At 39.1% G+C, this 21,533-nt stretch carries 23 protein-coding genes; 8 read left to right on the plus strand and 15 right to left on the minus strand.

Annotated features, from left to right (window positions below; translation table 11 throughout):
* Positions 1–125 precede the first annotated feature (125 nt).
* The 3 genes from BK583_RS18415 to BK583_RS18425 all read right to left on the minus strand — a co-directional run bounded on the left by BK583_RS18415 (position 126) and on the right by BK583_RS18425 (position 2,471).
* Positions 126–713 (minus strand): CPBP family intramembrane glutamic endopeptidase, encoded by a 588-nt coding sequence (locus BK583_RS18415; RefSeq protein ID WP_038476553.1) that lies wholly within the window; start codon positions 711–713, stop codon positions 126–128.
* A gap of 152 nt (positions 714–865) precedes the next feature.
* Entirely contained in the window at positions 866–1,933 is a 1,068-nt protein-coding gene (locus BK583_RS18420) for a tartrate dehydrogenase (protein WP_055737168.1), read from the minus strand.
* Between the two features lie 103 nt (positions 1,934–2,036).
* The gene (locus BK583_RS18425; protein WP_055737167.1) at positions 2,037–2,471 is read right to left on the minus strand and encodes a GNAT family N-acetyltransferase; all 435 of its coding nucleotides are present in this window, start codon (positions 2,469–2,471) and stop codon (positions 2,037–2,039) included.
* Between the two features lie 157 nt (positions 2,472–2,628).
* Here BK583_RS18425 and BK583_RS18430 point away from each other — a divergent pair, with 157 nt between their 5' ends.
* Complete coding sequence (locus tag BK583_RS18430; protein WP_124741581.1) at positions 2,629–3,228, plus strand: nitroreductase family protein; 600 nt, start codon at positions 2,629–2,631, stop codon at positions 3,226–3,228.
* Between the two features lie 208 nt (positions 3,229–3,436).
* Here BK583_RS18430 and BK583_RS20935 read toward each other — a convergent pair whose 3' ends face one another.
* Complete coding sequence (locus tag BK583_RS20935) at positions 3,437–3,610, minus strand: hypothetical protein (protein WP_158318480.1); 174 nt, start codon at positions 3,608–3,610, stop codon at positions 3,437–3,439.
* A gap of 288 nt (positions 3,611–3,898) precedes the next feature.
* Between BK583_RS20935 and BK583_RS18435 the strand changes: the two genes are divergently transcribed.
* The 4 genes from BK583_RS18435 to BK583_RS18450 all read left to right on the plus strand — a co-directional run bounded on the left by BK583_RS18435 (position 3,899) and on the right by BK583_RS18450 (position 7,167).
* Complete coding sequence (locus BK583_RS18435) at positions 3,899–4,159, plus strand: hypothetical protein (RefSeq protein WP_038476544.1); 261 nt, start codon at positions 3,899–3,901, stop codon at positions 4,157–4,159.
* 252 nt (positions 4,160–4,411) lie between these two features.
* Positions 4,412–4,945, plus strand: coding sequence for a GNAT family N-acetyltransferase (locus tag BK583_RS18440; protein WP_055737166.1), 534 nt, complete (start codon positions 4,412–4,414; stop codon positions 4,943–4,945).
* Positions 4,946–5,287: 342 nt separating this feature from the next.
* A complete protein-coding gene (locus BK583_RS18445) occupies positions 5,288–6,394 on the plus strand; it encodes a YibE/F family protein (protein WP_236702452.1) in 1,107 nt (368 codons plus the stop codon).
* Positions 6,391–7,167, plus strand: coding sequence for a YibE/F family protein (locus BK583_RS18450; protein WP_038476538.1), 777 nt, complete (start codon positions 6,391–6,393; stop codon positions 7,165–7,167). Before BK583_RS18445 ends, BK583_RS18450 begins: the two co-directional genes overlap by 4 nt.
* A gap of 18 nt (positions 7,168–7,185) precedes the next feature.
* On the opposite strand, the gene BK583_RS18455 is transcribed toward BK583_RS18450, so the two are convergent.
* The 4 genes from BK583_RS18455 to BK583_RS18470 form a co-directional block, all read right to left on the minus strand.
* Positions 7,186–8,583: an L-cystine transporter gene (locus BK583_RS18455; protein WP_055737164.1), complete on the minus strand. Its 1,398-nt coding sequence runs from the start codon at positions 8,581–8,583 to the stop codon at positions 7,186–7,188.
* A 278-nt stretch (positions 8,584–8,861) separates the two neighbouring features.
* The gene (locus BK583_RS18460; RefSeq protein ID WP_038476532.1) at positions 8,862–9,068 is read right to left on the minus strand and encodes a copper ion binding protein; all 207 of its coding nucleotides are present in this window, start codon (positions 9,066–9,068) and stop codon (positions 8,862–8,864) included.
* A 36-nt stretch (positions 9,069–9,104) separates the two neighbouring features.
* The gene (locus BK583_RS18465) at positions 9,105–9,926 is read right to left on the minus strand and encodes a DUF8832 domain-containing protein (protein ID WP_236702451.1); all 822 of its coding nucleotides are present in this window, start codon (positions 9,924–9,926) and stop codon (positions 9,105–9,107) included.
* Positions 9,916–12,351 (minus strand): heavy metal translocating P-type ATPase, encoded by a 2,436-nt coding sequence (locus tag BK583_RS18470; RefSeq protein WP_371836660.1) that lies wholly within the window; start codon positions 12,349–12,351, stop codon positions 9,916–9,918. Before BK583_RS18470 ends, BK583_RS18465 begins: the two co-directional genes overlap by 11 nt.
* 188 nt (positions 12,352–12,539) lie before the next feature.
* Here BK583_RS18470 and BK583_RS18475 point away from each other — a divergent pair, with 188 nt between their 5' ends.
* Positions 12,540–12,938, plus strand: coding sequence for a cytidine deaminase (locus tag BK583_RS18475; protein WP_055737163.1), 399 nt, complete (start codon positions 12,540–12,542; stop codon positions 12,936–12,938).
* Between the two features lie 64 nt (positions 12,939–13,002).
* On the opposite strand, the gene BK583_RS18480 is transcribed toward BK583_RS18475, so the two are convergent.
* The 4 genes from BK583_RS18480 to BK583_RS18490 are packed head-to-tail and all read right to left on the minus strand — an operon-like array spanning position 13,003 to position 16,982.
* On the minus strand, positions 13,003–13,662 hold the full coding sequence (locus BK583_RS18480; RefSeq protein WP_038476524.1) for a response regulator transcription factor: 660 nt from the start codon (positions 13,660–13,662) through the stop codon (positions 13,003–13,005).
* A gap of 45 nt (positions 13,663–13,707) precedes the next feature.
* Positions 13,708–15,921 (minus strand): histidine kinase, encoded by a 2,214-nt coding sequence (locus BK583_RS18485; protein WP_038476521.1) that lies wholly within the window; start codon positions 15,919–15,921, stop codon positions 13,708–13,710.
* Positions 15,905–16,075, minus strand: a complete 171-nt coding sequence (locus tag BK583_RS20940; RefSeq protein WP_158318479.1) for a hypothetical protein — start codon at positions 16,073–16,075, stop codon at positions 15,905–15,907. The genes BK583_RS18485 and BK583_RS20940 overlap by 17 nt, the downstream gene beginning before the upstream one ends.
* A gap of 1 nt (position 16,076) precedes the next feature.
* Positions 16,077–16,982 (minus strand): polyprenyl synthetase family protein, encoded by a 906-nt coding sequence (locus BK583_RS18490; RefSeq protein ID WP_055737162.1) that lies wholly within the window; start codon positions 16,980–16,982, stop codon positions 16,077–16,079.
* A gap of 240 nt (positions 16,983–17,222) precedes the next feature.
* Here BK583_RS18490 and BK583_RS18495 point away from each other — a divergent pair, with 240 nt between their 5' ends.
* Positions 17,223–17,924 (plus strand): 4'-phosphopantetheinyl transferase family protein, encoded by a 702-nt coding sequence (locus BK583_RS18495; protein ID WP_055737161.1) that lies wholly within the window; start codon positions 17,223–17,225, stop codon positions 17,922–17,924.
* Here BK583_RS18495 and BK583_RS18500 read toward each other — a convergent pair.
* Positions 17,912–18,295 (minus strand): hypothetical protein, encoded by a 384-nt coding sequence (locus BK583_RS18500; protein ID WP_038476512.1) that lies wholly within the window; start codon positions 18,293–18,295, stop codon positions 17,912–17,914. The genes BK583_RS18495 and BK583_RS18500 overlap by 13 nt on opposite strands.
* A gap of 52 nt (positions 18,296–18,347) precedes the next feature.
* Here BK583_RS18500 and BK583_RS18505 point away from each other — a divergent pair, with 52 nt between their 5' ends.
* The gene (locus BK583_RS18505) at positions 18,348–19,316 is read left to right on the plus strand and encodes an acyltransferase domain-containing protein (protein ID WP_055737160.1); all 969 of its coding nucleotides are present in this window, start codon (positions 18,348–18,350) and stop codon (positions 19,314–19,316) included.
* Here the strand turns inward: BK583_RS18505 and BK583_RS18510 are convergent.
* On the minus strand, positions 19,289–19,993 hold the full coding sequence (locus BK583_RS18510) for a response regulator transcription factor (RefSeq protein ID WP_055737159.1): 705 nt from the start codon (positions 19,991–19,993) through the stop codon (positions 19,289–19,291). The two genes, BK583_RS18505 and BK583_RS18510, sit on opposite strands and share 28 nt — an antisense overlap.
* Positions 19,971–21,476 carry a sensor histidine kinase gene (locus tag BK583_RS18515; RefSeq protein ID WP_055737158.1) on the minus strand — a complete coding sequence of 502 codons (1,506 nt, stop codon included), beginning with the start codon at positions 21,474–21,476 and terminating at the stop codon, positions 19,971–19,973. The genes BK583_RS18510 and BK583_RS18515 overlap by 23 nt, the downstream gene beginning before the upstream one ends.
* Positions 21,477–21,533 lie beyond the last annotated feature (57 nt).

The raw sequence follows: 21,533 nt of genomic DNA on the forward strand, positions 1-21,533 counted from the left end.
TCCGTAGATTGAATCCTCTAATTTACTTGTTTTATTACCTACTGTATTGGGTTAATCGTAACGAATCTATGGAGGGAGGAGGTTTCCGAATCTAATAGAGCCGGATGGACTTCTCCTTTACATATTTAAGCCATTTTACGCATAGCGATCCCAACTACTAGGTTGTAAACAGCGTGTACAAGAATGGGGACGATAAGCGCACCTGTAATAATAAACAAATATGCAAGTAACAAGCCTACCAAGAAAATGATCCCATGAAGAATGGGCATGCCTTTGTATTGAGGGACATGGACGAGCATGAACAAAAACGCATTGACGATGAGTAGAATCCAAATTGGTAGAATGTCCAGAAAGAGTCCAATGAGCACACCACGAAACAGAAATTCCTCCACAAGAGGCGCACCGATTACAACTGGTACAAATCCAACAGGCTTTGAAAGGATCGTACGTAATAAATCCGCTAACTCATTTTCTGGTAATGTTGTCTTCGTCCATTTCAACAAGTAAAGCGTTAAAAATCCAACCAAAAAACCAATTGTTACACCAGCCATTATTTGAAGTGGTAGAGAATACTTTTCGCTTATAAAAAGGGATTGGAGAAAGGGTAGCATTTCTCCAAAGCGAAAAATAAGAACGATACCAAGTCCAATTAGAATTAACAAGAAAAACCCTTGCCAAATTGCCCATTGGAGCTGTTTTTCTTCATAGGTCAACAAACTCTCTCCTTTTTAACTCGTACTATTTTCGCTATCGTATCGTATGTTCATCAGAAAAAACGCTTCGTAAGAAATTGTTTCTGAGCAACTTGTCCTGTTAATCATTACTGCTAATGAAGGTGTACCCGTTTCCTCGTAGAATCATGCTTTTATACAGATGGAGCGTTATACAATTCATCGATGATTGCAGTTGTTACCTCATCTGTTGAATGAGCGCCGCCAAGATCCGCGGTGACGATCCCTTTCCTTGTGACTCGTTCAATTGCATCCAATAAAAACGACCCTAGCTCCTCTTCACCAAAATGGTCCAGCATCATTTTCGCAGTCCATATTTGACCAATTGGATTAGCTAATCCTTTCCCAACAATGTCTGGCGCAGAGCCATGAACTGGTTCAAACATTGATGGGTACTTTCCATTTACATTGATATTTGCAGCTGGTGCAATGCCAATGCTCCCCATTATAGCAGCGCCGATATCTGTTAGGATATCTCCGAAAAGGTTCGAAGCAACAATGACATCGAAGCTAGCTGGCTTTGTCACAAAGAAGGCGGCTAATGCGTCAATATGCTGAGATTCGGTTTTTATAGCAGGATAGCCTTCACTTACTTCTTTAAATACTTGATCCCAGAACGGCATAGAGTGAACAATCCCGTTTGATTTCGTAGCACTTGTCACAAAACATTTTCGTTTTGCTGCCACTTCAAACGCATAACGCATCACTCGTTCGGTGCCTCTTCTTGTAAATACAGCATTTTGAATGGCCACTTCATCTTCCTTGCTATGAATACGGCCCCCGACCGTGCTATATTCACCTTCACTGTTTTCACGAATCACAACTAGGTCAAAGTCTTTTGGGTTCTGTAATGGCGACTGAATCCCATCAAGTCGTTTTGCCGGTCTCATATTAATGACTTGTTCAAATTCACGCCGAATTTGAATAAGAAGCCCCCACAGAGAAATGTGATCTGGCACAAGATTTGGATCACCAACTGCCCCTAAAAAAATGGCATCAAACGGTTTTAATTGCTCCAATCCATTTTCAGGCATCATAACACCGTGTTCTATGTAATACTGGCAACTCCATGGGAATGAATGAAATTGGAATGCTAGTCCTCCATGCACATCAGCAACCGCTTTCAAAACACGTTCAGCTTGAGGAACGACCTCTATTCCAATACCATCTCCAGGAATACTTGCAACTTCAAACTGTTTCATTTCGATTTCCTCCCTTATGTTCTAGTGTACCTTTTGACATAAATGTATCACTTTTGTCATGGAACGAATACCTCCTCCTGTGTAAACTGCTATTACAGAGTACTCATAAAGCCTTCTGCAAAATAATCTTACCATCACCTGTTTGACTCTCTTCAACAGCCGTCACATTAAACCCAAAGCGAATATTTAGTAGCAACATCTTTCGCCAGCGATTCATCGTTTTTGTTTCAACTATTTTGTATCCTGCTTCCTTCGCTTTAGCATGTTGATTCCTCATTAATTGTAAGGCTACACCTTTTCCTTGAGAGGTTGACCGCACGCCACCTAACCAACTGTAAAACGTAGTCGGACTTTGCTCATAACCTATTTTAAAGCCTATTAACGTTCCGTTCTCATAAGCAAGTTGTACATCTACATTTGGTTTATCGGCCATACGTTCATTCAACTGACGGTCCTCGTTGAACACATCTCGATAGAGACCACAGATATCCTTTACGATTCGTTTACTTGGTATACCCTTCAACGACAAATAGTCCATGACTAGCACCTTTTTCTTCTATAGTTTCATATTGGATACTTTCTTACATAAATGTGCGTACTTACATCTTTATGATCTTCTTTATATACTAACAAGAGTAATGAATAGAAAACAGCAAAATCGCTTAACCTTAAATGGAAAAGGAAAGGAGAGATTGATTGTGACAGATTTTTATAAAGCACTCGAAAATCGCCGCTCGTATCATGTCGTAGGAAAAGAAGAAATCGTCTCAAAAGACCGAGTGGAGGAAATTGTTAAACATGCAGTAACATATGTACCCTCTGCATTTAATTCCCAATCCGCACGTGTACTTGTCCTTTTTGATAAAGAACACGATGCTTTTTGGGAGAAGACGACAGATATTCTTAAAGACGTTGTAGGTGATGGGGACTTCTCATCTACACAAGCGAGAATGGATGGATTCAAAGGCGGTTATGGAACGATCTTATTTTTTGAAGATCAACGTGTTGTTGAACAACTACAAGAATCATTTGCACTTTATGCAGACAACTTCCCGGTTTGGTCAGAACAGTCTTCAGGTATGCTTCAATATGCGATTTGGACTGGACTTGAGATTGAAGGCCTAGGTGCGTCCTTACAACACTATAACCCACTTGTTGATGAAATGGTTGCTTCAACGTGGTCTATTCCAAAAGAATGGAAATTACGTGCACAGATGCCATTTGGCAAACCTGCACATACACCAGGTGAAAAAGACGTTGGTTCCATCGACGCTAGAGTAAAAATAGTAAAATAGGCACTTCATAAAGATTGGATGCAGACAAACGTGTTGCATCCTTTTTCGTTTTGTTTGAGTTGATTTCGAAAAATGGCTTCACCCATTGCTAAGTCGCCACAACCGCCTCCAATCCTCATCCTCTAAAACCTGACATAAAAATAAACCTTCAAATGAAATCATTTGAAGGTTATTACAGTCAGCCAACTGTATCTATCTATTTAACAATTTATCCACAACTTACAACTCGCCATTCATCGTTGTCTGCGATAATTAAGTCTAAATTTAATTTTTTTGCCAACAATTTTGCGGCAACAGGATCATTAAAGGTTTTATCCAAATGGCTGTTTGAGTCCTTGAAGGTCACCGTTACCCCATTGACAGTACGTTCTACTTTGTACATTAAGGGATCACACCTCTCAAATTTAGCCCGCTCTTAAGTGAAAACATGTTAATTATCTCATAGAATCCTTTAAATTGAAACAGTGTAAGGCTCCCTTATCCAGATTCACATATTTTCATATAATCAGCTCTAAATGACTAAGGTATCCATTTTACGTATCGCACAAGCCTCTATTCAATAGCTGCTTTACATGTAGTTTTAAAAAAAGCGGTTTATAAATTGATCAGACCGGGTATTGATTGAAGTCATTGTTTTTTGTTATGCTTTTTAACTAAAGGGGGAATATAAATGAATCATAGACAAAATCAAACTGCGTTTATGTTGATTAACAAGATTCAAAGCCATTTGCTTAAAAAACACCAAACATGCAAAGAACTGGATTTATCTTACGCCGATTTAATTTATTACGTTACATCGTCTTATCCTGAATTAGAAAAGCCACTTCATCAAAGTATTTCCATACGTAATCGTGTGTTTCGCTCTGTATTAATCTCTTACAAGGAATTGCAAGCTGTGCGCCGATTAGCAAAATCATTAAAAATATCATAATGTACTATGTCACTTTTTGAGAGCTGCATGACAGCTTATACCCTACTTACTTATTGATCGCAGATCGCACTTAACGCGTGCCGCTCTCCAAACTTGACAGCTCTCTTCTCCCCTCTTCTGTTGTTTCTTCTCATCCATTGACATGACAAGATGTACGAAATGAGAGATGAGTATGATGAAACAGCCTACATAGACACAGGGGAATGAAAAGCAAGAGAGCACCTTTTTTTGACTCAGGAAAAGAGGAAACGAATGTATACAGATGAAGAGCTAACCATACGTCCAATTCAGCAGAATGACTTAACGACACTATGGGAATTGATTTATAAAGAGACGAATCCGGAATGGAAACAATGGGATGCCCCCTACTTTCCTCATAGTCCGATTGCTTATGAAGCTTTTATGCAAAAAAGCGAAAACTGGGTAAACCAAGATGATCGTTGGGTAGTTACGGTGAATAACATGATCTGTGGAACAGTCAGCTTTTACTATGAAGATGCACAAAAGATTTGGCTTGAAATGGGAATCATTTTTTACAAGGGAACGAACTGGGGTCATGGTTTAGGAACCCGTGCTTTAAAACTGTGGATGGACCATCTCTTCCAAACTACGGATCATGTTCGAGTGGGGTTAACGACTTGGTCTGGAAATAAACGAATGATTCGTGTAGCAGAGAAACTCGGCATGCAAATGGAAGGTCGTATTCGTAACGTTCGTTATTTTAATGGCCACTACTATGATTCCGTCCGCATGGGTATCTTAAGAGAAGAATGGAACGACCTTTAAAGAGGCTGGGACAAAAGTAGATAGACAGACCAAAACGACGAACATTCCTGAAAATAGGAACGTTCGTCGTTTGTTTTATATAAAAATGAGCGGAAGGAGAATCCAAAGACTCCTGGGGGATCAGCACGTGTCTGAAGACTCTGGAGTGGCGGTTTTCCACGGAGGAGGCTGAGGCCGTATCAACGGAAAGCAAAGGATTCTCCTGTAGCGGTGCTACTCAGCAATCAAATACTACTTTTCGTTATGTCCCAGCCTCGTTTTTTAAATTGACCTTTTCTTGTTCACCTGATACGGTAAACAGAATTGAAAAAAAGAAAGCCGGGCTTGAGCATGACTCGAAAAATGATTACGCGAAAATCTCTAAAATGGATGATAGCGCTTGTTCTTCTAGCAGTCTCCTCCATTCTGTTTGTATGGAATAATTATTCTTTTTATGAAAGACCTATTGCGACGATAACCGATGTCACCAATTATGAAGAAGAGCATGTCATCGATCAATTCGGCAATGAAGATACGATTTATTCCCAGTCCATTAACGCAAAAATTCAAAATGGAGAGCATCAAGGGCAAACTATTACATTAACCAACCACTATTCTGATTCAGGAGCCTACGACCAAGCATTTTCGGCTGGAGATGATGTCTTTATTTGGGTTGATTCGTTTGAAGATGAAGAGTTGACTGGTTCCATTACCGATGTGAAACGCGATCATTACCTCGTTATGATCGCATGGCTGTTTTTATTTGTTCTCATGGCAGTTGGAAAACGACAAGGACTCTATTCGGCTCTATCATTAGGTGTGAATGGGCTCATCTTATCATTCGCCCTAGACATCTATTTACAAGCATCTAACGATTGGTTGCTGGTCATTTGTGCAATTAGCTCCATCCTTTTCACAGTGATAACCTTACTACTTGTCAATGGAGCAAATGAAAAAACGTACACAGCAATCCTTTCAACGCTCATTGTCACTACGATTACAATGGCATTAGCTTACGTCGTCTTAACTCAATTAAATAACAATGGTTTACGATTTGAAGAGATGCAGTTTTTAACGCGACCCTATCAAACTGTTTTTATGGCTGGAGTATTAATTGGCATATTAGGGGCAGTGATGGATGTATCCATTACGATGTCTGCCTCTATTTTTGGCATGTACGAGGAAAACGAAGCCATTGAGGAATCCACATTGAAAGCTTCAGGTTTGGAAGTAGGACGGGATGTCATGGGAGCAATGATTAACATTATGTTCTTTGCGTACATAAGTGGATCGATTCCAAGTATCCTTCTCTATTTTAAAAACCATTCACCTCTAGAATTTATCGTATCACTTAATTTATCGTTAGAACTAGCACGCGCATTAGTGGCAGGGATTGGCATTGTTCTAGCCATTCCTGTCGGTCTCTATTTGTCCCTCTATTTCGTCCGTAGAAGGAGGGCTAAAAATTGAATGTTCTTACCGTCTTAACAGTACTTCTATTCATCCTCATGCTTGTCGTTGGTGGTAAAAAAGGGGCACGTTCTTTTGCCGTCTTGTTCTTAAATTTTATCATTCTCTTCGGTGGTATTGTCTTTATGACAAATCCAGAGGCACAGCCATTGGTAATCACGTTTGTTGCTTGCACCTTAATTGCTGCTGCAACCCTATTTATTATTAATGAATGGAGCAGTAAATCCATTACAGCCTTTGTCTCTACAATGCTGACAATTGCCGTTCTGTTAGTCTTTATCTCTTTTGTAACGAATCACACAATGATACAAGGGTTTGGCGAGGAGGAAATTGAAGAGCTTGGGTCCTTTTCCATTCTAATTGGACTCGACTTCACACAAATTGCCGCTTCCGTCATTGTGATGAGCACAATTGGCGCTATTGCTGACACAGCAATCTCCATTACGTCTCCAATGCAGGAATTGTACAAGCAACATCGGGATGCGAACGTAAAACGTCTTTTTCTTTTCGGAATGAAAATTGGACGGGATATTTTAGGAACGAATGCCAACACCTTATTCTTTGCGTTTTTCGGCGGGCAGCTCGCACTCTTAATTTGGTTTAAAGACTTATCCTATACACTAGGCGAAATGGTTAATGCGAAAGTGTTTGCAAACGAACTAATTACGATCTTCTGTGCCGGAATTGGGGTTGCTCTTATTATTCCGATTACAGCAATCCTGAGTGCCCTACACCTCGTTCATGAAAGCCGGAAAAAAGACCGCAATCCATAAGGATTGCGGTCTTAGTCTTTAGCTTGCTTCTTCAGATACATCAATGCGAAGGGAATCATCTTTATAATCATCCACATTCAAATCTTTTTTCACTTTTGAAGTAAAGATACCGGAAATCATACTTCCTGATACGTTTACGGCTGTACGTCCCATATCAATTAACGGTTCAATTGAAATTAACAAACCAGCTAACGCAATTGGTAAGTCCATAGCGGCAAGTACAAGAATTGCTGCAAAGGTTGCTCCGCCACCTACACCAGCGACACCAAACGAACTAATAGCAATCACAACAAGTAGCATCGCTATAAAACCAGGTTCAAACGGGTTTTGTCCTACTGTCGGTGCAATCATAAACGCAAGCATAGCTGGATAAACGCCAGCACAACCGTTTTGACCAATTGATAAACCAAATGATCCTGCAAAATTCGCCGTTCCTTCTGGTACGCCTAATTTCTTTTGTGTTTGAATATTCATTGGTAAAGCAGCTGCGCTTGTTCGTGACGTAAACGCAAACGCCAACACTGGAAATGCCTTCTTCAAATACTGCACAGGGCTTAATCCCATAAATAGTAAAATGAGTAAATGCACAAGGAAAACAGCGGCTAATGCAACATAGGAAGCAATCACAAACGTTCCTAATGTCATAACAGCACCTAAATCACTTTGCGCTACAGTAGATGTCATAATGGCGAGTACCCCATATGGTGTTAAGCGTAAAATAAGTGTCACAACACGCATCACAACGGAGAATATTGCACCAATAATTTTTTCAAACATCTCAGCAGCTTGCGGTTCTTTACGACGAACACCTAAGTAAGCAACACCTAAAAATGCTGCAAAGATTACCACACCTAATGTTGACGTTGGTCTCGCTCCTGTTAAATCAGCAAATGGGTTTGTCGGGATAAGCTGAACAATTTGCTGAGGAATGGTTGTGCTTTCCATCGTGTCATAACGCTCTTCCATTGACAGACCCCGCTCTTGCTCAGCGGAACCTACCTGAATATCGTCTGCACTTAGATTAAACACGGAAGCAGACGTAAATCCAATTGCACCTGCAATAATAGTCGTTACAACGAGCATCCCTATCACAAGTCCACTAATCTTGCCTACCTCTTTTGCAGCTTTTATCCGTGTAAAGGCAGATAATATAGCCACAAAAATAAGCGGCATCATAATCATTTGTAAAAAGCGAACATAACCTGTTCCAACAATGCCTATCCAATCCATTGCATTGACGATAACGTTTGATTCTGGATCAAAGAAAAATTGAAAAATAAAGCCAAGCGCAATACCTGCTCCTAAAGCGGTTAATACGCGTACTGAAAACGATAAATGCTTTCGTTGCATCCAAAATAGGATTGCAGCGACGATTACAACTGATGCTACAACCGCAATCGTTAAACCAACATCCATCCATAACCCTCCCTATACTGTTAAAAACGTTGCTTTTTTTCTACCACTTACTTTATTCCTTTAAATCCGATTAGTCAACTAGACATTCTTCATTTAGACTAATTTTTTTTATTTAGGCTACAGAGTATTATTTTACCAGTTACAAAACTAGAGGTCTATTCCTATTAAACAATGGACAAATCCGTTTGAATAGCCTAGCAATGTATTCCTATATGATGTCTATGCAAATAACAAAAAATCCGAACCGAAAGATGGTTCGAATGTTTTGCTTCTATTTTTTACTGGATATCGTAACCAAGGTCTTCTATTGTTAGTTTGAGCATTCCTTTGTTTACTTGATCGCTATCAAACGTAATCGTAACACGTCCTTCGTCTAGCTTTACATTCACCTCGTCAACGCCATCCATGTTGCCAACGCCAGTTTCTATGCTTGAGACGCAATGTCCACAAGACATGCCACTTACCTTTAAGTCAATTGTTTTCATTTATTGTTCCTCCATTCTTTTTCTTTGGTCTATTCCTTAGTTGACTTCAATTACAAAAGGAAAGGCAATAACTCCTTCATCGCGATACTGAAACTCTGCCCATAGCTTATAAGTGCCCGACTGAGTAAAATGAGCATCGAAGCGGGTCTCGTCATTGCTAGCTGGATGAACGTGAATAAACGTTTCAACAGCTTCATCTAAAATGACGACATGGCCAAGTGCCCCTAAATAAGGCTCAGGCGTTTCATCGTATAGGTCAAATACCAGTTGGACGGGTTCATCAACTGTGGCTTCAACCGTTTCTAGCGTGACCGTTTTTCCGTCAATTTCTTTTGTCCAAACCTTATCTTCTTCTAACTGTGTTTTCGTCGTTGGTGCTTCGCCTACTTTGATAGCGTTTGCCGAAGGAGTATACATTTTTCCTTTCGGTGACACATCAACAAAAATCTGATACTCTCCGTCAGCAAGAGATTGGTTGATAACAAACACCCCTTCACCTTGCTTTTCTGGGTGCAGATGCAAATACTGCTTCAAGTCATTGGACACCACGATCACATGCATTTCTTTTTCATGAGAGATGTCTAAATCAGGTATATTCCCCTCATCATCTTCAAGCTGGATCATTAATTGATCCTCTTGGTACATGACATGTGTTATGACTTGTGATTTACCCGTTCCATGATTTTCATGTTGATTGTGTCCACTGTGATCCACGTCAGACTCTTCTACAAACTCTTCACTGTGCTCTTCGTGAATCATGTTATTTTGGAAAATGTTTTCACCAGTAATAAACCCGTACATTCCCATAACCAATAGAAGATAAACGATTCCAATAAGTACCCACGTCTTAGTTTGCACGAGAGTCACCTTCTTTCTTAAAACGCATTCGTTGTAGACGTAGCGCATTTAAGATGACCGAAACCGAGCTAAATGCCATCGCTGCTCCAGCTACCCAAGGTGCTAGTAACCCTGCAGCAGCAATCGGGATACCTGCTGAATTGTAAACAAAGGCAAAGAATAAATTTTGTTTAATATTTCGCATCGTTTTCTCACTAAGCTGAATACTATCAGCGACGCTTTGTAAATCACCTCGCATTAACGTAACATCTGCTGCTTCAATAGCTACATCTGTCCCAGTCCCAATCGCCATTCCAACGTCTGCTACAGCCAATGCAGGTGCATCATTCATGCCATCTCCAACCATAGCCACTTTCTTACCTTCTAGCTGAAGCTTTTTTATTTCATCTGCTTTTTGCTCTGGAACGACTTCTGCGATGACACGGTCAATCCCCACTTGATGCCCAATGGCCGACGCTGTTTTTTCGTTATCACCAGTTAGCATAATGACCTCTAGCCCAAGAGACTTCATCCGCGCTATCGCTGCTTTGGACGTATCTTTAACCGTATCAGAGACAGCGATAAGTCCTGCTACCTCATGATCAATCGCGATTATCATCGCTGTTTTCCCGTCTGTTTCGAGAGTTGCCATCTTTTCTTCAATCGCTTTACTATTCACTTGGTGCTGTTTCATTAACTTTCTTGTTCCAATAGAGAGGTTCTTACCATTCACTTGTGCCTTTACCCCATATCCAGGCAAAGCCGTGAACTGTTCAGGCTCTGGAATAGGAATGCCTTGCTTCTTGATGCCGTCAACAATCGCGTGTGCAAGTGGGTGCTCAGAATGTTTTTCAGCTGCGCCTACAAGTGCTAATACGTCTTGTTCCATTCCCTTTACAATGTGTACATCCGTTAATTCTGGCTCTCCTTTTGTCACTGTCCCTGTTTTATCAAGTACAACCGTTTCAATATTCCGCGTATGCTCTAAATGTTCGCCGCCTTTAAAAAGAACACCCATTTCCGCTGCTCTTCCTGATCCTGCCATAATAGACGTTGGCGTTGCGAGTCCGAGAGCACACGGACAAGCGATTACAAGTACCGTAATGAGCGGTACGAGAGCTGAACGCACATCTCCTGGCTCGATTAGGAAATACCATGCAAGAAAAGAACCTACTGCAATAAGCACGACAATTGGCACAAACACGCCTGACACACGGTCGGCAACGCGCTGAATATCAGCTTTACTACCTTGCGCCTCCTCAACTACTTTTACAATTTGCGCGAGAGCCGTATCTTTTCCTACTTTCGTTGCGTTCACGGTAAGCGTTCCATTTTTGTTGATTGTTCCGCCAATCACAACATCCTTTGGCTTTTTATCAACAGGGATACTCTCTCCAGTAATCATTGACTCATCAAGAGCAGACATTCCTTTTACAATTTCTCCATCTACTGGTATTTTTTCACCAGGACGGACAATGAACGTGTCACCAACCACAACAGCTTCTACAGGTACTTCCACTTCTTCGCCATCACGCACAATACGGGCAGTCTTCGCTTGCATATCAAGTAATTTTTCAATTGCCTTCCCTGTTCGACCTTTTGCACGTACTTCAAATAACTTTCCTAAAATAACGAGGGTAATAATGACTGCAGCTGCTTCAAAGTAAAGCTCTGGCATCCCTACTTGACCAGCCATATGCCACTCGTATCCTAAGAAAAGACTATAGAAGAAAGCAACAGTCGTGCCAAGCGCAATTAACACATCCATATTAGCACTCTTGCTTCTAAGCGCTTTATAAGCTCCCTTATAAAACTGTGCTCCAGCAATAAATTGGACAGGCGTGGCAAGAGCAAGCTGCACCCATGGATTCATAAACATGTCAGGTATATAGAGAAAGGACGTCCATTCAAAATGTGTTACCATTGTCCACAAAAGCGGCGCCGATAATAGTGCCGCAAAGATAAATTTCCCAGTTTGGTTCCGAATGTCTCTATCGCGGTAGTCAGTTATTTCTTCATTTGATTCTTGTTCGTTTAACGTATAGCCAATTTTTTTTACTGCTTCTTTTAAGTCAACTGGCGAGACTTGACTTGAATTGTATTCTACTGTGACATTCTCAACGGCAAAATTGACACTCGCGCTGGAAACACCGTCTGTTCGTGATAGCTTCTTTTCAATGCGATTGGCACACGCTGCACACGTCATGCCAGTAATAGCAAAAACCACTTTTTCCTTACGAACGTTGTATCCTAAATGTTCAATTTTTTCTTCAAATACCTGTGGGGTTATTTTATCTGAGTCGTAGCGTATCTTTGCTTTTTCTGTCCCAAAGTTAACATTTGCCTCATCAATGCCATCCAGTCGGGTCAATCCTTTTTCAATGCGATTCGCACACGCTGCACATGTCATACCCTCTATTGGTAAATAGACTTCTTTTTCCACAATTATTCTGCCTCCTTCTTCACTAGAGCTGTATTAATCATCCGTTCTTATCATGTTAAAATGAATACGGTAGGATAGGCATGTTTTATCACGCATTAATCATACCATACCCCCCTAAGGTATACAAGTTACTTGATTCAAAAATTATTAAGCTCATAAAAGGAAGAAAAAGAAGGAGGCAAATCAAAACGATGACACTTGAAGAACAACTTTTTGATGCAGCAGCAACCCTTATTTATGACCGTTATCCTACTGGCTGGGGAGGTGCCGCCGCTCTTGCATTAGACAATGGAACAATCTTAACTAGCGTAGCACCAGAAGTCGTCGTTGCTTCAACTGAACTATGTATGGAAACTGGCGCTATACTAGAAGCTCATAAACTAAATCGGCCAGTGACCCACTCTCTTTGTCTTGTGCGAGAAGATGAACATTCTCCCCTTACGATTTTATCTCCTTGTGGTGTATGTCAAGAACGGCTATTTTATTGGGGCTATAAGGTGAAAGCCGCTGTATCCAATCAAGAACAAGCATTGATATTTAAAACATTGAGAGAGCTTCAACCTTACCATTGGCATGCGGCATTTGAGTGAATCGGAAAGCAAAAAAAAAAGACTGATATCCATTCAGTCTCCAATCAACATTCATGTATGGGCATCATACGCTCTGTCTACTTAATGATCGAACTAAAATCTCAGGTACTATTCTTAATTCAACAGCCCTCTCCATAGCTTGACGCCTTGTAGAGGCGCCCACTTTTTTGTAAATGCTTGTCAATTCTCTTTCAATCGACCGTTGACTTAAAAAGAACGTCTCTGCCAATTCAAGGTTTGTTTTTTCTTTCATCATTTCTACTAAAATATCATACTCTCGATTCGTTAATGTCTTATCCTCTACGCTTTGCCTATCGTTTAATTTCAATTCCACATTTTTCAGAATTTCAATCGGAATGACCGCTTGGTTGTGTAAGGCTGCTTTTACAGCCGTGCGAATTTGTTCTTCTGTACAACTTTTGCTAATCAGACCATCTGCACCATTCTGCACGCAAATGTTAAAATGAGATTCCACGTCTAGACCAGTAAACATAATTATTTTTGTTTTAGGGAACCGTTTTTTCACAATCGAAATCCATTCTAACCCATTCTTTCCTGGCAAATGCATGTCCATTAAGATTAAATCAAATTCTACACGAAGCGCTTCTTGAATCTCTTGTTCTTTACACGCTAAGTGAATGCTAAATGCTGGAAATGATGACAACATTTCTTTTGTTCCTAACCCAACTGATTTATGGTCATCTACAATCAGTAACCTCGTCACTTAAGCACCCCTTTATGAGAATTCAATCTTGAACGAGCTCGATTTTCACGAATCAATTAAGTGTAGCGGTAGGTAGATTTGGACATCTAATCCCATTCCATCTTTGTTGTGAAATAAACATTCTCCTTGTGAAGCAAGCACTCTTTTTTGGATACCGAACATCCCTAAATTCTGATTATTTTCTTTAGAAATTCGTTTTTTCATGCCAATGCCATCATCATTGTATTGAATTAATAAATAGTCCACTTGCTTTTCAATATTTAATGTTATTTTGCTCCCATTGGAATGTTTAATTCCGTTGTTTATTAATTCTTGGGAAATTCGAAAGATATTCGTTTGTAAATCACTAGTCAATTCCTCGTTTATTAAATAGGAAAAATGAATATGAAAATCAGACCTGACTATTTTCATATCAACAAATTCTTGTAACCGTTGTTTCAACGTTTTCGTCATACTATCTAAAGGCTGAATCTCTTCCAACGTTTCCCTTGTTATTAAAATTAAGTCTCTAGCATTCTCTTCTATTTGTTGAATCTTCAATTGAAACGCCTCTTCATGATCCGGTTTCAACTGATTTCTGTACACCTCAATTTGCCGAGCATGTAAGATTAAATCCTGGAGTACGGTATCGTGAATATCTAACGCCAAGTGTAGTCGTTCTCTTTCAGACCACTTAAAGAAAAGTGCCGATACCCATTTGTTTTCTTCTTGATTCCCTTCTAATACCTTTAATTCCTCTATTACTTCATCCATTTGACGCAGGTTTTCGAATTTCATTGAGATGTAAGAAGAGACGATAAATAGCCAGTCTCGCTGATGGGCATTAAGCCATTTCAGCTTTCTTAAATTCCCATGTAAGACGTACTTCTTATTCCCATCTTCTACAATAAACCACGACACTTTTCCCTTAACTGGATCAAAAACGTTCTTATGGAATTTACTATATGTTCGAATTTCAGCCTGTTTTAACCCTAATACAGCGGTTGCTTCATTTTTTAATATTTTCATAATGTGGTCTTTTTCTTTTTCTTGTTTAAGCAGCTCGCTAAACTTCGTTAAACTTTCATGATAATACGAACGGACAGAAGGAATCCGTATACGTAGCTTTCTATCAAGAATATCTTTCGAAAAAAAGGTTAACAAACCGAGTAAGATATACACATAAAATAAATGCACTAGCATAAATTCATATTCTCTAGCGTTAACAAACACTAAGAATATACCAACACTTAATAATGACGGGATAATACTTAATAAAAAGAAATAAAAGGATCGGTATAGCGAAAAGTATTTAATAAAAAAAGTATCTGTTGCTAGTAAATAGACGACAATGAGCGGAATGATAATAATGAACAAAATAGCTACTTCAGCTTCTAGAGACCAATTTGAATTCACTAGTTCTGGTAAAAGTGTTAAGAACGTAAAAGGCCCCACAGCAAGAAGAAGCGAGACGAATAGTGTCGTTATATAAGGGCGTGTTTTCTTTAAGAATAATCCATGAATGAACGTTCCAATCAGACATGTAATGAGAAATAAAAAACTACTACCAAAAATGAGTCCAACATGTTCATTCTCCTCAGAATAAAGATTTATTCCAACGAGCACGATTGTTAAGAGTGTGTACACCCAATTGTATCTACGAAAAGTCGTACTATCTGAATGGGTTTTAATTTTGATGTACGCAATTTTGAAATACAAATAGGGCAAAAAGAGCATTGAAATGGTAATCACATATTGTGAAAGAATAAATTGTTTCGAACTTAGCATACCTGAGACCATACTTAACGATAAAATAGCTAGAAATAGAACTGGATAAAAAAATCGGTTATGTGTAAATGCTCGTATACCAACGAGTAGTAAACTTACGATCGTAAACATAAAAAATATAATGGGCATCAAAACAAATGAAAACAGTTGCCCCATTAGTTCATTTGAATGTTGAAACGCAATGATCTTCTTGCCACCATTGCGCTCAATTTCAATTTGATTTACTTGTTCTAAACGACCGTTATCGGCAAGAACTTCTGAGATTTTTCCAATCTCGTTGTCAACGGCTAGTACTCGATCTCCAAGCTTCACCCCTGCATAGTAAGCGGCGCCCGACGGAACAAGATTTGTTACTTCGTAATGGCCGTTTACTTCGGATAAAGACAACCCTACATAAACTGTTTTAATATTTAAATAGTTGAAATAAATCGTGATACTAAATATAAATGCAATACAGATAAATGCTAAGAGTCGCTTAGTATTTCCAAGCATTCACAACAACTTTCTTTAAGTCTATTCCATTTGTAAACGTCTCTCTCAACAATTCATTTGCCTCTACTCCAATGTTAGTAAACACTAGCTCACCTTTACTCATTTTTTCAGCCACCTCTGGGTTCGTAGCAATATAACGAATAATTGTGTCCATTTTATTTCCTCCTCTTTATAAATGGGTATAATTGAGATTTATTCTTTAAAAAGATACTATTTTCTATCATGCGTAAACATTGTTTCTCATAATACAACAAGTAATACTGACAATAAGATAAGACACCGCTTCTTTGAATTTCCTGATGAACCCTATCTTCGTTTTCTTTTAAATCATCGTATGTTAATTGACCTTGATAATATTTAGTCACCAACAAGTTAGGATCTCCTAATGAAAAAAGAACGGGTAAAGAATGACGACGATTTCGGATATCTTCTCCAAGAGTTAAAAAATCGTCCACATCATTTAACATTTGATTATAAATCCCCAAATTAGTCGATAATGTGCTCGCTTCATTCCATAAAGCCTTATCCACTGGTTCTGTCGCCACCGTGAGCAGCATGTCCGTCGCCAACTTAAAAAACGTCCCTGCTTTTTCTTTAACCATCGTTAGGTATTGCTCTGTTGTTTCGGACACATTCGTTAGATCACGCTGTTGTCCTACAAATGCTGACATCATGTTTTGCGTTACTGTTCGTTGAAGTTGTTCTTTCACCTTTAACGGTAAAGGACGTTCTTGAATGGTATGGATACAAAAAACGAGAATAAATACAGCTTCATTTAATTGCTCTCCACCGTCCATTTCTTTGGCTCCATCTTGAAAATCATCTAGGATGTCAGCTACGTGAACAATTAGATCAAGAATGACACCTAATTCCTTTGAGTGTTCATTTTCAAAGTTAAGGGCGTTTTGATAACTGTTCATCCAATTGCTAAATAAGAAATCTCGATTAAGTGCAGTGTCTAAAATCGATTTCAGATTAAACACTTCTGAAAACCATTCACTATCTTGTTTCGTATTTTCGAATTTTCCTAGAAGTCTCCTTTCCAAAGAAAGTGTATCCAAATAACCACCTCTTTTTTACTATATGCTCATAAGTCTATAAAAGATTTCTCATTTACGCAAATTTTCTTTTCATTTAAAAAGTAAAGGACAACATGAACAGATATTGATAACTACTGCCCTATCAACAATAATTGGACGTAAAGAAAAACACCGCCATCTTTTTGCGGTGTCTTTTTACCCTCTCTTACTTATAATTAATATATTTATACCACGTCTATACAACGATATGGAGGGGTCTTCGTGCAAGGTTATGCATTTTATCTAAGTGAACCAACTGATACTAGCGAGTTTGATGCACTACTTCCATTTATATCGATTCATCGTCAAGAGCTTATCAATCGCTTACGCTATCAAAATGACAAAATTAGGTCTTTAGTAGGTGATGCGTTAACGAGACTAGCGATTATGAAAGAAATTGGGCTACGAAATCGTGACATTAACTTTCATTATTTAAAAGATCAAAAGCCCACTCTCATCCATAACGCTTCCTTTCATTTTAGCGTATCTCATTCAGGGAACTGGATCATTTGTTGTACAGATTCTCAACCAATCGGTGTAGATATTGAAAAAATACAACGCACGGATCTTTCTTCTTTATCAAGCCGTATTTACAACAATCAAGAACAAGCTACAGCGTTGACGTTATCGCCTTCAAGGCAATTAGCGTACTTTTATGAACGCTGGACATTGAAAGAAAGTTTACTTAAGTCTACAGGATTTGGTTTACGTTATCCGTTAAATCAATTACAGATCGAGTCTGACGATCCAAATTATGCTGTTTTATCCAGTCACTTTCAAAACCAACGTTATTTTTTCGTTCCCTATACATTGGACAAGGCCTATCAACTTGCTATTTGCACATTAAAACAACCATTTAACGATGTATTTCGAATAGTAAGTCTAAAAGAGTTGCATCATACGCTCGCGTGTTATTCTTCATAAAATGTCGGCTCAAAGCCTCTTTTTAGACAAGCCTCTTGTGGCTTATGAACGGCAATTGCTCTATCTGAAACAGCACGAAAGTCAAATCGTTGATTAAAAAACTCAAATGAAATCATTCCCGTGGTGCAGTTTAAGAGAATATCAACCGAGTATCCACGTCCGACAATGCCTTCATTGGTTTGATCTAATTCATCAAAATTGATAGGATCACCAGTGAAATTTTCATAAGGTGGCTCATACCCACCACTTGTTTCGTCAAAAGCTCGGAGATCAGCAACTAATCCTCCGATAAACATGAGGATAGACACCAAACCAAAAGTAGCTAAAACATACAAAATGCCTTTCTTAACTTTCCTGAAACGTTGGTTCATTTTCTCTTCTCCTTCTGTCTAACCTTTTCTTAATCGCATCGGAGGTACACATATGAAAAATAAAACTGTTTTTTTATTTCCTGGTCAAGGTTCTCAATATCCACAAATGGCCAAGTCACTCTTTTTAAATGATCCTTATTTTGCTGATACATTTACACTGTTGGATCGCTACGTCAGTGATATAGCCGGACTGTCCATTGTCGACTTACTCTATCGCTCAGAGAACTCATTTCATACAAATCGTCTGCTCCATACTCATCTAGCCATCTATATGGTACAAGTTTCGTTAAGTCAATCTCTCATTCAGCATGGCGTGCGGCCAGATAAAGTAATTGGTACAAGTCTCGGAGAGTTTGCAGCAGCTACAACAGCAGGTATACTCCCATTTCGAGAAGCTATTGAAAGTCTCTATCAACAAGCAACCATTATAGAAGCTCGCAGTATACCCGGTGCAATGCTTGCTGTTTTAGCTCCTCCCTCGACTTTTTATGAAACGTCTCTCAACAATGTATTCCGGCACTGTAACTTAGCAGGTATACACTATCATTCAAATTTTCTGTTATCTATGCCGATAACAGAACGACAAACCGTTCTTCGAGCATTAAGCAACTTAAACATTCCTTGTTTCCCCTTACCTGTGGAATACCCTTTTCATTCAAGCTACATGGAGCCATTGAAAGACGCTTTCCTTTCCGTATTCAATGCCATGAGATTGCATAAAGGTCACACAGATTATATTCCGAGCTCCTCTTTATTTCCAGGTATAGCCGTGACCCGACCAGATTTTTGGAGAACCATTAGAGAGCCCATATTCTTTGAAGAAACCATACACAGACTAACAGAAGAACATCAAAAATGGATCTTCGTTGACATCGGTCCCTCTCAAACACTTGTCAATTTTGTCAAACAAATCTTGCCAGCACACAAAGAGACATATGGTATTTTAACGCCATCTCAACAAGATATGACTAAATTCAATCAACTGGTTTCCCTTTATGCCAATAGCGACTGCTTTTTATAGCGATAACCTACACCCCATACCGTTTCGATGCTATCAAATTCGATTCCGTTTACAGACAATTTGTCGCGAATTTTTTTAATGTGTACCGTTACCGTTGTATGATCACTCGCAGGATCCATCCCCCAAATTCGTTCATATAAATGTTCTTTCGTAAAGACCTGACCTGGATGAAGAGCAAGGAACGCGAGCAACTCAAATTCCCTTGCTCTGAGTTGAATTTCTACTCCATCTAATTGAATGCTCCTAGCTGTGTGATCAATACATAAACGTCCAATCGTCGTCAATTCTGTTGGCTGTTCATGTAAAGACACAAGACGCTCATAGCGTGCTAGATGGGATTTTACTCTTGCCACTAGCTGATTTGGATTAAAAGGTTTAAAGATATAATCATCAGCACCCAAGCCCAATCCTCGGATTAAATCGATCTCTTCGACGCGAGCCGTTACCATCAGAATAGGTACTTCTTTCACTTCTCGAATTTTTTTACAGACAGCAAACCCATCTAAACCAGGGAGCATAACATCTAATACAATTAGATCAAAGTCACTTGTAAGTGCCCGTTCAAGACCTTCGTGGCCATTATGCTTAATTTCTGCTTCAAAACCATTAATTTCGAGATAGTCTTTCTGCAGCTCTGATATCGTTTTCTCGTCTTCAACAATTAAAATCCTCTTCATCTTTTTCACCTCTCTTGTTTTCATCGACTATTGGCAAAGTGAACTGAATGGTAGTACCTTCGTTAACCTTACTTGTAATTTCCACCATTCCTTCATGAGCTTCAACGATTTGCTTGACAATGGCTAATCCAATGCCACTTCCTCCTTGATCTGTCCCTCGAGAAGCCTCCGCCCTATAAAATCGATCAAACACGTAAGGTAAAGCCTTTTCTTCAATGCCTTGACCATTATCTGTAATAGAGATACATACAACTTGCCCTCTTTCACTTGCATGTACGTGTATTCTTTTTTCATCTTGATTCATAAATTTAACGCTATTGGCTAAAAGATTAGCAAACACTTTATAAAGTTGAGCTCGGTCAGCTAAAACAAGGGTTTCTGGATGAATGCTTACATTTGATTCAATCTCAACCTCATCGTATTCCAATTGAAATGCTTCAATAATATCTCTTAGATAAGGTCGAAGATTTACACACTCAAAATGAAATGGAATGCTATTTAAATCTAGTTTTGAAAAGAGCAAAAGTTCATCAATTAATTGATCCATTTCTGAGGCTTTTGTGTGGATAATTTGAATATATTTATCCAATTTATTCTGATCCCTTGCAACACCATCGATGATTCCCTGAATATGCCCCTTAATTGAGGTAATCGGTGTCTTCAAATCATGCGAGATATTGTTGATTAATTCTTTTCGGTTTTCGTCATACTTTTCTTGAAGCGCCACAGATTGCTTTAATTGCAGCCTCATTTCTTCAAAGGCACCTGCCAAATCACCAATTTCATCATTTCGCACAATACCAGTTTGTTCATTTAAGTTCCCGCTGGCAATCTCTCCTGCAGAACGGTGTAATCTTTTTAACGGCTGTATAAGATGCTTTGATATGACATACGTAATTACACCATTTGTCAAAATAAAGGCAACAATAAATCCAGTAATAACAAGCGGAATGATGTTGGTTAGAAAGTCACTTACAGGTTCAACATCCAATGTAAAGAAGAGTGATCCATCGTCGCCATCAGGGAAACGAAAATCGGTTCCTGTATAGAGCCAATACTGACCGTCTTCACCTATTTGACCTTGATGATTCACATATGGATCAGACTCGCTTAACTGGTGCGCCGGTAAATAAGAGTAAAAAGTAGACGTATCTGCTTGCTGTCCATTTGTGAGCGTATCCCCTTTTCGAACGAAGATAGCGATTTGCCGATGTCCTAACAGATTCTCATACCGTGAAACGATCGACTCATCTAATAGCTCATCTGGGCTCGAAATAGCGACTTGTTTTAACTCCGTAATGGCGGCTAATTCTTCATAAAAGAATGCTTCAACCGTCCGGTCATCTACTTGATAAAATTCTTTCATTTCTTCTATATTATTTAAAAATAGATGAAAAAGAAGATGAAGAAAGAGAATGAAAAGGCCAATGGGAATAATGGTCATTAATACATATGAAAGAATCAACTTTACTCGTATTGACATCTTTTCTCTCCTTCCTCTGTCTGCTTTTTCATTATAATCGATCTCTTACTCTAAAAA

The sequence above is a fragment of the Shouchella oshimensis genome, from assembly GCF_002019765.1.
Classification (GTDB): Bacteria; Bacillota; Bacilli; order Bacillales; family Bacillaceae_D; genus Shouchella; species Shouchella oshimensis.

Coding starts and splice junctions, on each gene's coding strand:
- BK583_RS18420 (WP_055737168.1), bottom strand. CDS start 1,933: ATGAAACAGTTTGAAGTTGCAAGTATTCCTGGAGATGGTATTGGAATA.
- BK583_RS18425 (WP_055737167.1), bottom strand. CDS start 2,471: ATGGACTATTTGTCGTTGAAGGGTATACCAAGTAAACGAATCGTAAAG.
- BK583_RS20935 (WP_158318480.1), bottom strand. CDS start 3,610: ATGTACAAAGTAGAACGTACTGTCAATGGGGTAACGGTGACCTTCAAG.
- BK583_RS18435 (WP_038476544.1), top strand. CDS start 3,899: ATGAATCATAGACAAAATCAAACTGCGTTTATGTTGATTAACAAGATT.
- BK583_RS18440 (WP_055737166.1), top strand. CDS start 4,412: ATGTATACAGATGAAGAGCTAACCATACGTCCAATTCAGCAGAATGAC.
- BK583_RS18445 (WP_236702452.1), top strand. CDS start 5,288: ATGATTACGCGAAAATCTCTAAAATGGATGATAGCGCTTGTTCTTCTA.
- BK583_RS18455 (WP_055737164.1), bottom strand. CDS start 8,583: ATGGATGTTGGTTTAACGATTGCGGTTGTAGCATCAGTTGTAATCGTC.
- BK583_RS18460 (WP_038476532.1), bottom strand. CDS start 9,068: ATGAAAACAATTGACTTAAAGGTAAGTGGCATGTCTTGTGGACATTGC.
- BK583_RS18475 (WP_055737163.1), top strand. CDS start 12,540: ATGACACTTGAAGAACAACTTTTTGATGCAGCAGCAACCCTTATTTAT.
- BK583_RS18485 (WP_038476521.1), bottom strand. CDS start 15,921: ATGCTTGGAAATACTAAGCGACTCTTAGCATTTATCTGTATTGCATTT.
- BK583_RS20940 (WP_158318479.1), bottom strand. CDS start 16,075: ATGGACACAATTATTCGTTATATTGCTACGAACCCAGAGGTGGCTGAA.
- BK583_RS18500 (WP_038476512.1), bottom strand. CDS start 18,295: ATGAACCAACGTTTCAGGAAAGTTAAGAAAGGCATTTTGTATGTTTTA.
- BK583_RS18505 (WP_055737160.1), top strand. CDS start 18,348: ATGAAAAATAAAACTGTTTTTTTATTTCCTGGTCAAGGTTCTCAATAT.
- BK583_RS18510 (WP_055737159.1), bottom strand. CDS start 19,993: ATGAAGAGGATTTTAATTGTTGAAGACGAGAAAACGATATCAGAGCTG.
- BK583_RS18515 (WP_055737158.1), bottom strand. CDS start 21,476: ATGTCAATACGAGTAAAGTTGATTCTTTCATATGTATTAATGACCATT.